Below are 14,916 nucleotides of genomic sequence, written 5' to 3'. Positions count from 1 at the left end.
CCCCCAGGTATCTGGGGGCGCGGGGAACTGCGCAGTCTTTTAGGGGCGCGGGGAACTGCGCGGCCAGCCACAGCGGACCGTCAGATCCCCACGCACCTCACCCCCGCCGCCCCCGGGGCATGAACGTGAACACGGCGCCACCCAGCAGCACCGCCGTCCCAGCGACAAGCCCGAGCGCCCGCAACCCCCCACCGTCATCACTACCGGTGTCCGCGAGCCCACCCCCGGAACCAGAGGCACTCCCCCCGGACCCGGATCCAGACGCACTCCCCCCGGCGGAGCCACTCCCCCCGGCCGCCCCGCCAGGCTGCGCGGACGTGTCCAGCGTCAAGGACACCGCGGTCTTCGTAGGCGTGCACGTGGTCGTCGTGCCGAGCGCCTTCACCGTCAGCACGCCCGGCGACAGCGTCGACTCCCCGTCCGCGCCCGGCTTGTACGTACCGGTCATGTCGGAGATCACCATCGGATCCCCGGACTTGATGGCCTCGGAGTTCGTCGGCCCCTCGACCGCGACCGTGCCCTTGTCGGCGCCGCCCAGCACGACCTCCATGGACGGCTTGACCGAGTCGGCCGGGATGTCGGCGGGGCTGTCCATCACTGACCCCTTGAACTGGACGGTGAGGTCGTAACTCCCGCCGTTCTTCTTGGCGTTGATCTGCACCGGCGAGGTCGCGTTCTTGTCCCCGATCGGTGTCTTGCACGCGTAGGGGATGTCGACGGCCTTGCCGGTGAAGTCGGTCTGTCCCCCACCACCGCCGGTGTCGCCGCCCGTGTCACCGCCCCCGGTGTCGCCACCGGTCCCGCCCCCGGTCGTGTCCTCCGGAGGCGTGGGCGTCGGACTCGTCGGATCGGGCGACTCGGGCGGCGGATCCCCGTCCCCCGCCGTGACCTTGATCGTGGCGGCGGGCCGCACCGCCTCCGTGGGCGCGCACTTGGTGTCCGTGGACATGACGTTGATGGCGTACGCGTCCGGTGTCAGCGTCACCTCGCCGGCCGTCGTCAGTTTCAGTTTGCCCTTCATGTCGGACAGGATCATCGCCCCGCCCTTGGGGATCGCCGGGTTCTCGCGCGGCCCCTGCATCGCGACGGACCCGGTCTGCGCACCGGCTGCCTTGAGGGTGCCGGACGGCTGCACGGAGTTGGCGGGCAGGTCGATGAGGTCGGGGTTCTTGGACGCGGCCTGCGTGAACTTCCACACCACGTCGACCTCGTCGCCGACCTTCGCCGTGGCGGGTGCGCTGACCTCCACCTTTGTGGTGCCCTTGACCGTCGGCAGCCCGGAGACCGGAGGAGGTACGCAGTCGGTGGCGTAGGACACTTCGGCGGCCTGGGCGGGCGCCGCCGCCACCCCCAGCAGGACTCCCGCGCCGCCGAGCATCATCGCGACTCCGGCCGCGCTCGCTCTCCGGCCGCCGCCTGACTTCTTCGGTCTCGGCCGGACTCTCCGTTGCGTACTCACGTGTTTCCCTTCCTGGTGGGGGTCGTCGGAGTGTTCTCGTGCGGTGCGGAGAGCTGATCGGCCTCGGCGGCCCCGGGATCGGTGTCCGGGGTGAACCAGGGCAGAGCGGAGTGCGTACGGGCGCCCGTACGCGTACCTGAGCCGGAACCGGAACCAGAACTGGAGCCGGAGCCGGTGCCGGAACCGGTGCCGGAACCGGTGCCTGAGCCGGGGTGGGCCGGGTCGCGGTCGTCGGCGGAGTCCCTGGAGGCGGGCGAAAGATTCAGCTTCGGCATCCGCAGGGTGACCTCGGGCAGCCGCAGCCCCCCGCGCCGCACGCCGTGCGCGCCCCGGCCGGGCCGCACCTTCCGTCCGCCCCTGCCGGCCCGGCCGCCTCCGAACCGTCCGGCGCGCTGGTTGGGCCCGCTCGGCCGCACCCGGTCCACCACGGCCATCCCGGTCCGGAACAGCGCGGCCGGTACGACGACGCAGACCAGGAGCCAGAAGAGGGTCACGCCCCAGGGGCGGCCCACGCCCCACGGCTGCTCGGCGAGCACCTTGCCGCCGAACTTCAGGGAGACCGTGTAGTCGCCGTGCGCACCGGCGGTCAGCTCCACCGGCAGGGAGATCCGGGCCTTCTTGCCGGGGCCGATGGTGCCGCGCCACTGGTGTTCCTCCCACTGCGGGGCGAACACGCCGTGGGAGGTGCCGACCTGGAAGACCGGGTTCTTCACCGGGGTGGTGCCGACGTTGCCGACGGTGAAGACGAGCTTGCGGGACGGCGGGGCGCCGAACCAGGTGAGCAGACCGCCGGCCCCGTCGAGCCGGGTGTCGGTGAGCACCGACAGCCGCCCCGCGGTGTCCTCCTTGGGCAGGGGCTCGACCTCGTGTCCCGCGACCAGGAAGGGGGCGTCGGCCTCCGCCTTGGCGCCGGTGACGGTCGCGACATGGACCACGCAGGGGCACGGTACGGGCGGTTCGGTGACCGGCAGTTTCTTGCTGAACCGGCCCTTCGCGTCGGTGGTGACGGCGCGTCCGTCCGCGTTGGCGCAGGAGTTGGTCCCGCCGATCACGCCCCGGTCGGTCGAGGACCGGCCGCAGATGATCATCATCAGCAGGGCGTTCGCCCGCCAGCCGCTGCCGCTCACCGTGAGGGAACCGCCCGTCCCGGCCTGCGACTTGGAGAGCTTCACCTGCGGTTTCTCCGCCGCGGCGGCGGTACCCCCCATCAGCGGGAACAGCCCGAGCGCGAGCGCCACGACCACCGCCGCCACGGCCGCCCGCCACCGACACACCCCTTCAGCCGTGCCGCTCACATCACCGCTCCCGTCGACTCGACTTCCGTACGCGGCTGCCCGGCGGCCACGACCGGCCCCGGACGCCCCCGCTGTCGTGAGCGCCGCACACGCCGTACGCACCACAGGGCGCCGCCCGCGCACACCGCGAGCCCGGCCAGGGCGCCCGCCAGCGCCGCCTTCGGTACGAACCACGCTTCCGCGGCGGCCTCGGCGCGGGCCCCGCCGTCCGCGGTGACCGTCAGCTCGACGTCGACGCCGTCGAGGGCGGGCCGGTCCGGCCAGGGTTCGTCGAGCCGGACGCGGCGGCCGGGGAGCAGTTCGACGGGCAGGGCGCGCGGGGCCCGGTCGAGCACCGCGCCGAACAGTCCCTCGGCGCGTACGGCGAGTTTCGGGGTCAGCACGGTGGTGCCGCGGTTGACCAGCTCGTAGGAGATCCGGTCGTCGTGGATCCGCACGTGCTCGACCGTGAGCGCCGCGAGGGCCGGGCCGCCGACGCGCAGCTGGACGCGTACGGCCGCGGTCCGGCCACCGGCGCTCGCGAGGATCGCGCCGGGGTGGTCGCCCGGCGTGGTGTCCGCCGGGACGCTCACGGTGAAGGGCACGTCGGCGCGGGTGCGCGCGGGGATCCGTACCGTCCGCTCGGCGAAGGTGATCCAGGCGCCGGTGTCCTTCGCCCGTGCCCGTACGGAAAGCGTTCCGTCGCCGTCGTTGTCGGCGTCGGCGCCCCGGAGCCGTACCGTCAGCGGCTTTCCGCCGGGGTTGCGCACCGACACGGTGTCCTGGAGGACCGTGCCGGGCGCGCCCTCGGCGTAGAAGTACGGACGGCCGTCCCGGGCCCCGCCCGCCGAGGGCACGACGGACCAGTCGGCGTCGGCCACGGAGACCGGGGCGACGCCGAGCACGGTCACGGAGGCGAGGCAGAGGGCACGGACGGCGAACGGCATCGGCGGCTCCGTAGCAGAAGGGCTGGTGCGGGGCGGTTCAGCCGCGGGCCTGGTGGCGCCGGGTCAGCCACAGCACACCGGCCGCGCCCGCCAGCAGGACGGTGCCGCCGAGGGTCCCGAGGGCGATCGCGGAGTCCTCGGGTCCGGTCTGCGGCAGGTCCTCACCGCCGGCCGGGGCGTCCTGCGAGGAACCGGTGGTGCCCGAGCCGCCCGTCGAGCCGCCGCCCGCCGCCGCTGCGACGGTCAGGGTCAGCGAGGGCTTCGGGCTGTTGCCGGGGGTGCACGTGGTCGTCGTACCGAGGGCCTTGATGGTCAGCACACCCGCGGTGAAGGTGACCTTGCCGCTGCCCTTCGGGGTGTACGTGCCGGTCAGATCGGTGATCTTGATGGGGGTGTTGGCGGGGATCGCGGCCGGGTTCGGCGGACCCTTGACCGCCACGGTGCCGCTGTCGGCGCCGCCGAGCTTGATGACCGCGCTCGGGTTCATCGCGCCCTTGCCCAGTTCGACGGGGCTGGACGAGACGCCCTTCTCGAAGGTCATCGTGAGCCGGTAGCCGCTGCCGCTCTTGACACTCTTGATGTCGATGGGCGAGACCGCCGACTTGTCACCGATAGGGGTTTTGCACTGGTAGTTGACGTCCACCACGTCGGCCCGGGCTGCGGGGGCGGCCATCAGCACCGCCGAGCCGGCCAGGGCCGCGGCGGACGCGAGCGCTGCGGTTCGTTTCTGGTACGTCCGGTATGACACGGTCCCCTCATTCCCGAAGGCGTTCCTGACACCATTCCTGGCTCAGTTCCTGACGGAACATCAGATCGGCCGTCAAGGTACGCCCGCCCCCTCACCGAGGGAAGACAAAATGCGCACCGGATCCGTGGGGATCCGATGCGCATGGGGTGAGCGACGAGCGGGGGCGTCTCGCCGGGGCAGGCCCGGAGGGCCGCCCCGACAGGGGCGCGGGGAACTGCGCGACCGGCCCCCACCGAACCCGCACCCGAGCACACGCAAAGGGAGGCACCCCAGGGGGCAGGCCCGAAGGACCGCCCCGCTCAGGGGCGCGGGGAACTGCGCGACCAGCCCCCACCGGACCCGCACACGAAAACCGAACAGTCAGCGCACCCGACAGAGGGCGACGCCACACCACAGCGGAGCGCTACGCGGGCGCGCCCAACTCCGCCCAGACCGTCTTCCCCGCAACCCCCTCCGCCCGGATCACACCCCAGTCCAGACAGAGCCGCTGCACGATGAACATCCCGTGCCCCCCGGGCCGCCCGGCCCGATGCGGCGTCCGCGGCGCGGGCTGACCGGCCCCACGGTCGGACACCTCGATCCGCAGCACCTTGTTCTCGCAGGAGATCCAGAGCTCGTCCGGCCCCTCGGCATGCAGGCACGCGTTGGTGACGAGTTCGGAGACGACCAGCAGTACATCCTCCGCCGCGGCCCGCCGATCGGCGGTGGCCGCGGGCAGCCACCCCCACTCGTACAGCGCCTGCCGGGCGAAGTCACGGGCGAGCGGTACGACCCCGCTCTCGCCCTCGAAGTTCAGCCGGCGGGTATGACGCCCGGCGGGCGTACCGCCCGCAGACGTCCCGGAAGCGCCGCCGTCGCCCGATTCAGGGCCGCGGTCGCCCGGCGAGTAAGGCCGGGTGGTGCTCATCAGCGCTTCACCTCACCGATTCACCAGTTCACGATTCAAGACTCAGTTCTCAGCACATTCAGCACATGCGGCGCACTCGGAAAGCTCAGGACACTCGGGCTCCGGGAGTGGTCCGGGACTGCCGCGCGCTCACCGTTCGTCCGTTGACATATTCAGGATGTCTCCTGCCCGACCGAACCGTCGGAACACCACTTGTTCGGTACGGATGACGAGACTCCGCTATCGCGTTGATCACGTTGATCACGCCGAAGGCGACCTGGACACCACCGCGCCGCAGGACTGCGACCCCGGGGCGACTAGTCACCCCGATCGGCCGAGGGCCGGTCGGCCCCGGCCTCACCCGCCGCGGAGGCGTCCGCGGAGTCACCTGCCCCGCTCTTGTCGGCCAATGCCGCTTCCAGCGTGTCGTGCACGGTGAAGACGGCCTCGGCCCCGGTGATCTCGAACACCCGGGCCACCACCGGCAGCATGCCCGCCAGGTGGACCCCGCCACCGGCGGCCTCGGCGCGCAGCCGAGCCCCGAGAAGGACGTTCAGTCCGGTGGAGTCGCAGAACTCCAACCGTGAACAGTCCACGACGAGACGCACGAACCCGCGGTCGAGGCAGTCCTCGACCGGTTCGCGCAGAAGATCCGCCGTATGGTGATCCAGCTCACCCGCCGGGGTGACGACGGCACTAGTGCCCTCTTCTCGCACCTCGACCAGAAGCCGGCCCGACTGTGCGCTGCCGACCGTCCCGCGGTCCATGCCGTCTCTCTCTTCCGACCGATGTGGTTGTTCGTTGACGCACTCGAACCCTACGCCTTCCCTGCACACTCTGACACCCGAACAACCGCCAAGAAACGGACATTTCACCGCATAACTCACTTGCGGGAGGGTCACGAAAGCGGGTAGGGCTAGTAGAGACAGTTTTCGACACGGCCGGCTTTGGAGGCGCCGCACACCGCAGTGCACGTATTGGCATCGGCAGCCATATGCCGAGAACGATGGAGGACATCATGTCACCCCGGCTCGACGCATCGCAGGCCCAGAGGGCGACGTCGACACGCCCTCTGGACGAACTGGAAGAAGAGTCCACCGACGAGAACGCCGGCCTCGCCGGGCTTCCCGAGATCCCCCCGTTCGCGGAGGTGGGCCCGGTCGACGCGCGAGCACTCTCCAAGACTCTCTTCGAGCGGCTCGAATCGCTGGAGGAAGGCACCTCCGAGTACTCGTACGTCCGCAACACTCTGGTCGAACTCAACCTCGCCCTGGTCAAGTTCGCCGCCTCCCGGTTCCGCTCCCGCAGTGAGCCGATGGAAGACATCATCCAGGTCGGCACGGTAGGCCTGATCAAGGCGATCGACCGCTTCGAACTCAGCCGTGGCGTCGAGTTCCCCACTTTCGCGATGCCGACCATCGTCGGCGAGATCAAGCGCTTCTTCCGTGACACGTCATGGTCGGTGCGCGTACCGCGAAGGCTGCAGGAGCTCCGCCTCGACCTGGCCAAGGCGGGCGACGAACTCGCACAGCAACTGGACCGCGCTCCGACGGTGGGAGAGCTGGCGGAGCGTCTGGGGCTGTCGAACGACGAGGTCGTCGAGGGCATGGCGGCGTCCAACGCCTACACCGCCAGCTCACTGGACGCCCAGCCCGAGGAGGACGACTCCGAGGGCGCGCTGGCGGACCGGATCGGCTACGAGGACCACGGACTCGAAGGCATCGAGTACGTGGAGTCGCTGAAGCCGCTGATCGCCGAACTTCCGCACCGCGACCGGCAGATCCTGTCGCTGCGCTTCGTCGCCAATCTGACCCAGTCGGAGATCGGCGAGGAGCTGGGCATCTCGCAGATGCACGTGTCGCGGCTGCTGTCGCGGACGCTGGTGCGACTGCGCAGGGGTCTGACCGTCGAGGAGTGACACCCTCGTCGCAGCAGGACCTGCGCGGGGCCGAGCCGAACTGACCGGCTCGGCCCCGCGCTTTCTGTTGACCGACCCCCTCATCCCCCATTCGACGCACCCGAGTTACCCACGGGAACCCCTTTCCTCATTGGCCCCCTTCCCTCACTATGGTCACCCGGCAAACTGGCTGGTACGTCAGCAGCCGAGCGCGCGACGGAGCGCGTGACTGTTCGGGCGCAGGGGAGGCGGACGCATGGCTCGGGGCGAGGGCGACGACGATCGGCCCGGCGCGGGCGTGCACACGGGAGCGTCCGACGCACGGCTCACGGAACTGCTGCGCGCCGACGCCGCCACCGCCGACGCGGCGCTGGAGGAGCTGCGCGCCCGCCACCGCCCCGCGGTGCTCGCGTACGCCCGGCTGTGCACCACCGGCGAGTACGCGGCCCGGGAGCTGACGGCCCACGCGTTCACGCTCGCCGCGCGGGAGACCGAGCGCGGCACGGACCCGCGCGGGCCGTGGCGGCACCAACTCCTGCTCCTGGCCTGGCGGCTGGCCGCCACATGGGCCGGCGACCAGCGCTCGCGCCGCCTCGATCCCGCCCTGCTCGCGCGGCTGCACGAGGCGGGCCCCGGCGGCCCGACCCCGCCGATGCTCGACGCGTTCCACTCGCTGCCCACCCGCGTCCAGGGCCTCATCTGGTACGGGCTGGTCGAGCGGGAGCCCGAGGACGAGACGGCGGGACTGCTGGGCGTCACGCGCCAGGACGTGACGTACGGGCTGGAGTCCTCGCTCCAGGCGTTGCGCGCGACGTTCCTGAAGTCCCACCTCGCCGCGTCCGGGGATCCGCGCTGCCAGGACTTCCGCCGCCTGATAGAGGAGTCGGTACGCCCCGACCACCCTCGTCACAGTGCGGATCTGCGAGCCCACCTGGCCGAGTGCGGACACTGCGCGACGGCGTACGAGGTGCTGTCCGCGCTGCGGGACGACCGGCGTACGGCGCTGGCGGAGGGCCTGCTTCCCTGGGGAGGCTCGGCGTACGCGGCGACTTCCGGAACCCGGCCGCACACGCACGAGCGGACGGATCCGGGCCCCTGGACCGCGCTGAGCACCTGGCCGCCCTCCCGCCGCTTCGTCCTCACCTCGGCGGCGCTCGGGGTGACCCTGGCCCCGCTGCTCCTGTTTCTCATCCCCTCACAGGATGTGGACGGTACGGCGGCCCCGGCCCGCCCACCGGTGACGGTGACGGCGACGGTCCCGACGGAGCCACCGTCATCACCCCCGTCGAAGCCGACGCCCAGCCCCAGCGCCTCCCCGACGAAGTCCCCGCCCCCATCCCCGTCCCCGTCCCCGCGTCCGTCCCACACGAAGCCACCCCCCTCCCCTCCCGGGGGCAGCTACACGCAGGTGGTGAACCTGGCCTCGGGCCGCTGCCTGGACATCGACAACGGCGACCTGGAGAAGGGCACGGACGTCATCACGGCACCCTGCTCCTCCTCCCGCACGCAACGCTGGCGCGTCGACGCCGACGAGGGCGCCCTGCGGTCGTACGCCGACCCCGACTTCTGCCTGGACAGCCGGGGCGCGACCGACGACGGCGTGGGCATCTGGGAATGCGACTCGCTCAACGGCCACAACGGCCCGAACCTGCGCTTCGCGGTGACCACGAAGGGCGCGATCCGCCCGGCGATAGCCCCGGACCACGCCCTGACCCCGACGGGCAACAACACCCTGGACCTGGCCCCGGACACGGGCGAGGCGATCCAACGCTGGCGAGCGGGCAGGACATGACCCGCCCGCACTGGGCTCAGGCGCCCTCGACGAACAGTTCCCCGGCATCGGCGACGCGATAGGACCGGTCGAGCCAGGAACCGAGCTCGTCCATGTCGGTGGCGGCCAGAACGCGCTTCCGAACGACATCGGGTACGTCGATGCCCCGCCACTGCAGAGTACGAAGAACGCTCTCGGCCCTCTCCTGGGCCCGCCCCTCTTCACGGCCCTCTTCACGCACCTGCTCGGCAAGCGGGTGTCGCCAGAAGTACTGGATCGCCGTCATCAGGTCCCTTCCGTTCAACCCGATCAACGGGCTACACGGCGGCCAGGTCACACCAGACGTACTTGCCTCGGTTGCCGTGTCTGAACAGGGGGTGCCAGCCCCAGGCGTCGGCGCATGCATGGACCAGGGCGAGGCCTCTGCCGCCCTCGGCGTCGGTGAGGGCCGTCAACTCTCCGGGCGGCTCGGGCGGTTCGGGGTCGGCGTCCCACGCGCCGATCCGCAGGACCCCGACCGACCAGCAGACCCGCAGGGTCGCGGGCCCCTTCGTGTGGAGTACGGCGTTGGCGATCAACTCGGCCGCGAGGAGTTCGGCGACATCGACGAGCCGGATCAGCCCGTGCATGGTGAGGATGAGGCGCAGGGTGCGGCGGGAGATGGTGACGCCGCGGGGGTCGTTGGGAATGGAGAGGGAGTACTCCCAGGGTCCGGTCTCGTTTTCGGGCATGCGTCAGCTCCGGGTGTGGGGCGCGGGGTGGTTGCACGCGCGGTGGCAGGGCCGCAGCCGTCATGGCAGGACGGAGCGGTGCACTTCCGCAGCGTGTTCTTTACGTCACCGAAGGTAGGGCATGAATTAATGCCGCTGCAACCGACTGCGTAACCTGCCACCCGTACGTGGCATAACCGCACAGCGGTCGACAATCGGAGGGCGTATGCCGCCAAGGAGTCATCCCACGGCACGCCAGGCTCGCCTGGGAACCGAACTGCGCAGGCTGCGCGAGGCCTCCGGCCTGAAGGCGCGCGATGTTGCCGCGTTCCTCAACTCCACCTCGACGCAGATGAGTCAGATGGAGGCGGGCATCGCAGGCGTCAGCGCGCAGCGCATCCGACGGCTCGCGGCCCATTACTCCTGCCCGGACGAAGCACTGATCGAGGCGCTCTCAGCCATGGCCGGCGAGCGCCCACGAGGATGGTGGGACGAGTACCGGGGCGTGTTGCCACAGGTGAACCTCGACGTTGCCGAGGCAGAGCACCATGCGACGTTCTTGCGCGAGGTCGTCATCACGCACATTCCCGGACTGCTGCAGACACCCGACTACGCACGGGCGATCTTCGGGTACATGCGTCCGGAACTGCCGGAGGACGAGTTGGCGCCTCGGGTGGAGCACCGGATGAAGCGGCACGCGGTCATCGAGGGTGACAGCCCGCCCCCTTACGAGACGATCATTCACGAGTTCGCGCTACGCATCCGCGTGGCCGACCGCCAGGCATCCGTCGCGCAACTCCGCCGCATCCTGGCCGAGATCGAGCAGGGGCACGCCACCGTACGCGTCATCCCGACCGATCAGGACCACTTCGCCGGAGCCGGAGCCTCGATGCTGTACCTGGGCGGTCCGCTGACCCGCCTGGACACCGGGCTCAAGGACACCCCCGGTGGAACGATGTTCATCGACGCCGAAGCACAACTGGAACGGCTCCGAACTCTCTTCCGTAAGGTGGAGAAGGCGTCCATGGAACCCACGGCATCCCGTGACTTCATCCACCGCCTGACGAAGGAACTGTGAGGCACCCCATGAGCCACACCCTGCACTGGCAGAAGTCCACGTTCTCGGACGGCGGTGAGGGCAACACCTGCGTCGAGATCGCCACCTCCCCCGGAACCGTCCACCTCCGCGAGAGCGACACCCCCGAGGTCGAACTCACCACCACCAACGGCCCGTTGGCCCACCTGATACGCGGGGTAAAAGCGGGCTCCGCCTGATCACACCCGTACCCCCCGGCGCCATACCTCCCGCACCAGCGGCACCCCCGGCCGGTACGCCAAGTGCACGTGGCTCGGGGCGTCCAGGAATGCCAAGTCGGCGTACGCGCCCGGGGTCACGCGGCCGATGTCCGTGCGGCGGAGGGCCGCGGCGCCACCCGCCGTGGCCGACCAGAGCGCCTCGTCCGGCGTCATGCCCATGTCCCGTACCGCGAGCGCGATGCAGAACGGTACCGACGACGTGAAGGACGAGCCCGGGTTGCAGTCCGTCGACAGGGCGACCGTGACGCCCGCGTCGAGGAGGCGGCGGGCGTCCGGCCACGCGGCGCGCGTCGAGAACTCCGCGCCGGGCAACAGCGTCGCCACCGTCGCGCCGCTCGCGAGCGCGTCCACGTCCGCGTCGGTGAGGTGCGTGCAGTGGTCCGCGCTGGCCGCGTCCAGCTCGACGGCCAGCTGCACTCCGGGCCCGTACGAGAGCTGGTTGGCGTGGATGCGCGGGTGCAGCCCCTTCGCCCGGCCCGCCGTGAGGATCGCGCGGGCCTGGTCCCCGTCGAAGGCGCCCTTCTCGCAGAAGACGTCGATCCAACGCGCGTACGGGGCGCACGCGTCGAGCATCTCGCCGGTGACCAGCGCGACGTACGCGGCGGGGTCGTCCGCGAGGTCCGGCGAGACGATGTGCGCGCCGAGGAACGTGACCTCGTCGGTGTGCGCGGACGCGATGCGCAGGGCCCGCGCCTCGTCCTCGACCGTCAACCCGTAGCCGGACTTCGTCTCGAACGTGGTCGTGCCCTGGCGCAGAGCCTCGTCGAGGTAGTGGACGACGTTGCGCTCAAGCTCGTCGTCGCTCGCGGCGCGCGTGGCCGCGACGGTCGTGCGGATGCCACCGGCACTGTAGGCCCGGCCCGACATCCGGGCGTTGAACTCCTGCGTGCGGTCGCCCGCGAAGACGAGGTGCGAGTGGGAGTCCACGAAGCCGGGGATCACCGTGCGGCCACCGGCGTCGACCCGATTGTCAGTGGCGGGTGCTTTTCTTGAGTCACCGGTCCACGCGATGCGGTCGCCGTCGATGACGACGGCCGCGTCCTGGATCAGACCGAGCGGAGACCCGTCACCGAGAGAGGAGTCGTTGGTGACCAGACTGGCGATGTTGGTGATGAGGGTCGTGCTGCTCATGGCGTCCTTGAGGGCAGTCGGGGCAAGAGGGGCCCGGTCGGGGCCGGAGTTCAGGCGCGCAGCGCTTCGATGGCGTCCGCCAGGGCCTGCGGCACGTCCGGGACCAGGGCGTGCACCCCGTCGCGTACGACGTGCCGGCCGCCCACGACGGTGTGCCGCACGTCCGCCGCTGTCGCGGCGAATACGGCCGTCTCGGCCCCGAGCCGCGGCAGCGTGCCCGCTGTCCTGACGGAGTCGAGCGCGAGCGTCGTGAAGTCGGCGAGCGCACCCGCTTCGAGCGTGCCCGCGTCGGCCCAGCCGAGGGCCGCGTGGCCGTCGGCGGAGGCGGCGCGCAGGAGCGCCGCCGCGGTCCAGTGACCCCGCGTACGGCTGCGCAGGCGTTCGTTCAGTTCCATCGCGCGCGCCTCTTCGAGCAGGTCGATGACGGCGTGGCTGTCGGAGCCGAGGGACAGCGGAGAGCCGGCCTGCTGGAGGGCGACGGCCGGTCCGATGCCGTCGGCGAGGTCGCGTTCGGTGGTCGGGCACATGCACGTGCCGGTGCCCGAGCGGCCGAGCAGCGCGATGTCGTCGCCGGTGAGGTGGGTGTTGTGCACGCCCGTGGTGCGCGGGCCCAGCACCCCGTGGTCGGCGAGCAGTTGCGTGGGCGTGCGGCCGTGCGCCGCCAGGCAGGCGTCGTTCTCCGCCGTCTGCTCGGACAGGTGCACATGGAGCGGGGCCTGCCGCTCCTCCGCCCACCGCGCCACCGTCGCCAACTGCCCCGCGGGCACCGCCCGTACGGAGTGGACGGCGGCCCCGATCCGCGCGTGATCCCGGTCCTTGAGAACTGAACAGCGTGTTGCCCAGGCCTCCGCGGTGCCGTCGGAGAAGCGGAGCTGGTGCCGGTTCGGGGGCTGCCCCCTGCGCGCGTCGACGAGGCCGGCGGCGAGGTAGACGGTGTCGAGGAGGGTGATGCGGATGCCCGCCTCGGCGGCGGCCTCGACGAGCGCCTCCCCCATGGCGTTCGGGTCGGCGTACGGGGTGCCGCCCGGCGCGTGGTGCACGTAGTGGAACTCGCCGACGGCCGTGACCCCGGCGAGCGCCATCTCCGCGTACACCGCGCGGGCGAGCGCGTGGTACGTGTCCGGGGTGAGCCGGTCCGCGACGGAGTACATGATCTCGCGCCAGGTCCAGAAGGTCCCGGAGCCGACCTGGACGGTGCCGCGCAGGGCCCGGTGGAAGGCGTGGCTGTGGGTGTTGGCGAGGCCGGGAAGGGTCAGGCCGCGCAGGATCTCCGCGCCGGGCGGTGGACTGTCGACGCCCGTGCGGACGGCGGCGATCCGGCCGTCCGTGCCCACGTCGAGGGCCACGCCCGGCTCCACGTAGGAGTCGAGCCAGGCGTGCTCCAGCCAGTACGTCGTGCCTCGCGCGCTCACGTGCGGCTCACTCACTTGCAGGCCAGCCCTTCCAGTACGTCGGCGAGTGCGGTCACCCCGGCCACGCAGTCGTCCTCGGCGGCGTACTCGGCCGGCGAGTGCGAGACCCCCGTGGGGTTGCGTACGAACAGCATGGCGGTCGGGATCGCACCGGAGAGGATCCCGGCGTCGTGTCCCGCTCCGGTCCCGAGGACGGGCACGGTCAGATGCGCGCCCTTCCCCCCGCCCTCCTTGCCCAGGAGGCGGGCGATCTCGTCCCGCAGGGCGTGCTCGAACTCGACGACGGGCGTGAACGACTCCCGGACGACGTCGAGGTGGATGCCGTGCGCGTCGGCGTACTCGCGGGCGGCCTTCTCGATGCCGTGGACGACCGTGTCGAGGGTCGCCTGGTCGGCGGCGCGGGAGTCGAGCCAGCCGCGTACGAGGGAGGGGATGGCGTTGACGCCGTTCGGCTCGACGGAGATCTTGCCGAAGGTGGCCACCGCGCCGGCGAGCCGGGCCTCCCGGCGGGCCGCGAGCACGGTCTCCGCGTACGACAGCATGGGGTCGCGGCGGTCCACGAGGCGGGTGGTGCCCGCATGGTTGGCCTCGCCCCGGAAGTCGAAGCGCCACCGCCCGTGCGGCCAGATGGCGCTGGCGACGCCGACGCGGTCGCCGGTCAGGTCGAGGGCACGCCCCTGCTCGACGTGCAGCTCGACGAACGCGCCGATACGGCCGAGGCGTTCGGGGTCCGCGCCGATGGCGTCCGGGTCGTGGCCCGCGGCCTCCATCGCCTGCGGGAGGGTGATCCCGTCGGCGTCGGTGAGCCGGTGCGCCTGCTCGACGGTGAGTTCCCCGGCGGTGAGCCGCGAGCCCACACAGGCGAGCCCGAAGCGGGCGCCTTCCTCGTCGCCGAAGTTCACGATGGCGAGGGGCTTGGTGAACCGCGCGTTCCGGCCGCGCAGTTCGTCCAGCGCGGCGAAGGAGGACACGACGCCGAGGGGCCCGTCGAAGGCACCGCCGTCGGGCACGGAGTCGAGGTGGGACCCGGTGACGACGGCGTCCCCCGCGGCGGGGTCGCCGAGCCAGGCCCACTGGTTCCCGTTCCGGTCCAGTTCGAGGGTGAGCCCACGCGCCTCGGCCTGCGCCCGGAACCAGGCCCGGCAGTCGGTATCGGCCCCGGTCCAGGCGAACCGCCGATACCCCCCGGACCCGGCATGCCGCCCGATGGCCGCCAACTCCCCCCACATCTCAAGAAAGGAGGATCCACCTACACGCGGCCGGTCAGGCACCCCCAGCCCGTCCGCCGTCTGCCGACGAGACCGCTCAGGCACTTCCACCCCATCCGCCGTCTGCCGACGAGACCGCTCGGGCCCATCCAGCCC

At 71.6% G+C, this 14,916-nt stretch carries 15 protein-coding genes; 4 read left to right on the top strand and 11 right to left on the bottom strand.

The annotated features are described in order from the left end of the window. Window positions 1–97 precede the first annotated feature (97 nt). The 6 genes from ACFWGJ_RS31280 to ACFWGJ_RS31255 all read right to left on the bottom strand — a co-directional run bounded on the left by ACFWGJ_RS31280 (window position 98) and on the right by ACFWGJ_RS31255 (window position 6,081). Window positions 98–1,378 carry a hypothetical protein gene (locus tag ACFWGJ_RS31280; RefSeq protein ID WP_387331414.1) on the bottom strand — a complete coding sequence of 427 codons (1,281 nt, stop codon included), beginning with the start codon at window positions 1,376–1,378 and terminating at the stop codon, window positions 98–100. 77 nt (window positions 1,379–1,455) lie between these two features. After that, on the bottom strand, window positions 1,456–2,667 hold the full coding sequence (locus ACFWGJ_RS31275; protein WP_387331412.1) for a hypothetical protein: 1,212 nt from the start codon (window positions 2,665–2,667) through the stop codon (window positions 1,456–1,458). A gap of 83 nt (window positions 2,668–2,750) precedes the next feature. Beyond that, the gene (locus ACFWGJ_RS31270) at window positions 2,751–3,680 is read right to left on the bottom strand and encodes a hypothetical protein (RefSeq protein WP_387331410.1); all 930 of its coding nucleotides are present in this window, start codon (window positions 3,678–3,680) and stop codon (window positions 2,751–2,753) included. 37 nt (window positions 3,681–3,717) lie between these two features. Then, window positions 3,718–4,428, bottom strand: a complete 711-nt coding sequence (locus ACFWGJ_RS31265) for an LPXTG cell wall anchor domain-containing protein (RefSeq protein WP_387331408.1) — start codon at window positions 4,426–4,428, stop codon at window positions 3,718–3,720. Window positions 4,429–4,831: 403 nt separating this feature from the next. Next, a complete protein-coding gene (locus ACFWGJ_RS31260) occupies window positions 4,832–5,335 on the bottom strand; it encodes an ATP-binding protein (RefSeq protein WP_387331406.1) in 504 nt (167 codons plus the stop codon). 296 nt (window positions 5,336–5,631) lie between these two features. Beyond that, a complete protein-coding gene (locus ACFWGJ_RS31255) occupies window positions 5,632–6,081 on the bottom strand; it encodes an STAS domain-containing protein (RefSeq protein WP_387331404.1) in 450 nt (149 codons plus the stop codon). A 239-nt stretch (window positions 6,082–6,320) separates the two neighbouring features. On the opposite strand from ACFWGJ_RS31255, the gene ACFWGJ_RS31250 reads away from it, so the two are divergent. Both ACFWGJ_RS31250 and ACFWGJ_RS31245 read left to right on the top strand, forming a co-directional pair. Continuing rightward, window positions 6,321–7,232 (top strand): RNA polymerase sigma factor SigF, encoded by a 912-nt coding sequence (locus ACFWGJ_RS31250; protein ID WP_387331402.1) that lies wholly within the window; start codon window positions 6,321–6,323, stop codon window positions 7,230–7,232. 235 nt (window positions 7,233–7,467) lie between these two features. Beyond that, on the top strand, window positions 7,468–9,003 hold the full coding sequence (locus ACFWGJ_RS31245) for a ricin-type beta-trefoil lectin domain protein (protein ID WP_387331400.1): 1,536 nt from the start codon (window positions 7,468–7,470) through the stop codon (window positions 9,001–9,003). Window positions 9,004–9,019: 16 nt separating this feature from the next. Here ACFWGJ_RS31245 and ACFWGJ_RS31240 read toward each other — a convergent pair whose 3' ends face one another. Next, complete coding sequence (locus ACFWGJ_RS31240; RefSeq protein WP_381833228.1) at window positions 9,020–9,268, bottom strand: hypothetical protein; 249 nt, start codon at window positions 9,266–9,268, stop codon at window positions 9,020–9,022. Between the two features lie 31 nt (window positions 9,269–9,299). Continuing rightward, window positions 9,300–9,713 (bottom strand): ATP-binding protein, encoded by a 414-nt coding sequence (locus tag ACFWGJ_RS31235; protein WP_381833225.1) that lies wholly within the window; start codon window positions 9,711–9,713, stop codon window positions 9,300–9,302. A 205-nt stretch (window positions 9,714–9,918) separates the two neighbouring features. Here ACFWGJ_RS31235 and ACFWGJ_RS31230 point away from each other — a divergent pair, with 205 nt between their 5' ends. Together ACFWGJ_RS31230 and ACFWGJ_RS31225 are read left to right on the top strand one after the other, a co-directional pair. After that, window positions 9,919–10,770 (top strand): helix-turn-helix domain-containing protein, encoded by an 852-nt coding sequence (locus ACFWGJ_RS31230; RefSeq protein ID WP_387331397.1) that lies wholly within the window; start codon window positions 9,919–9,921, stop codon window positions 10,768–10,770. An 8-nt stretch (window positions 10,771–10,778) separates the two neighbouring features. Continuing rightward, a complete protein-coding gene (locus tag ACFWGJ_RS31225) occupies window positions 10,779–10,967 on the top strand; it encodes a DUF397 domain-containing protein (protein WP_381834605.1) in 189 nt (62 codons plus the stop codon). Here the strand turns inward: ACFWGJ_RS31225 and hutI are convergent, their stop codons facing one another. Genes hutI through ACFWGJ_RS31210 form a run of 3 tightly spaced genes read right to left on the bottom strand, consistent with a single transcriptional unit; the run spans window position 10,968 to window position 14,781 of the window. Next, the gene (gene hutI / locus ACFWGJ_RS31220; protein WP_387331395.1) at window positions 10,968–12,140 is read right to left on the bottom strand and encodes an imidazolonepropionase; all 1,173 of its coding nucleotides are present in this window, start codon (window positions 12,138–12,140) and stop codon (window positions 10,968–10,970) included. It abuts the gene before it with no gap. A 50-nt stretch (window positions 12,141–12,190) separates the two neighbouring features. After that, complete coding sequence (locus tag ACFWGJ_RS31215) at window positions 12,191–13,552, bottom strand: formimidoylglutamate deiminase (protein WP_387331393.1); 1,362 nt, start codon at window positions 13,550–13,552, stop codon at window positions 12,191–12,193. A gap of 11 nt (window positions 13,553–13,563) precedes the next feature. Beyond that, entirely contained in the window at window positions 13,564–14,781 is a 1,218-nt protein-coding gene (locus tag ACFWGJ_RS31210; RefSeq protein WP_387331391.1) for an allantoate amidohydrolase, read from the bottom strand. Between the last annotated feature and the right edge of the window lie 135 nt (window positions 14,782–14,916).

The organism is Streptomyces sp. NPDC060205 (genome assembly GCF_042728395.1).
Taxonomy (GTDB): domain Bacteria; phylum Actinomycetota; class Actinomycetes; order Streptomycetales; family Streptomycetaceae; genus Streptomyces.
Note: the sequence above shows the minus strand (reverse complement) of the source record. Positions and strands in the feature narration are given on the sequence as shown.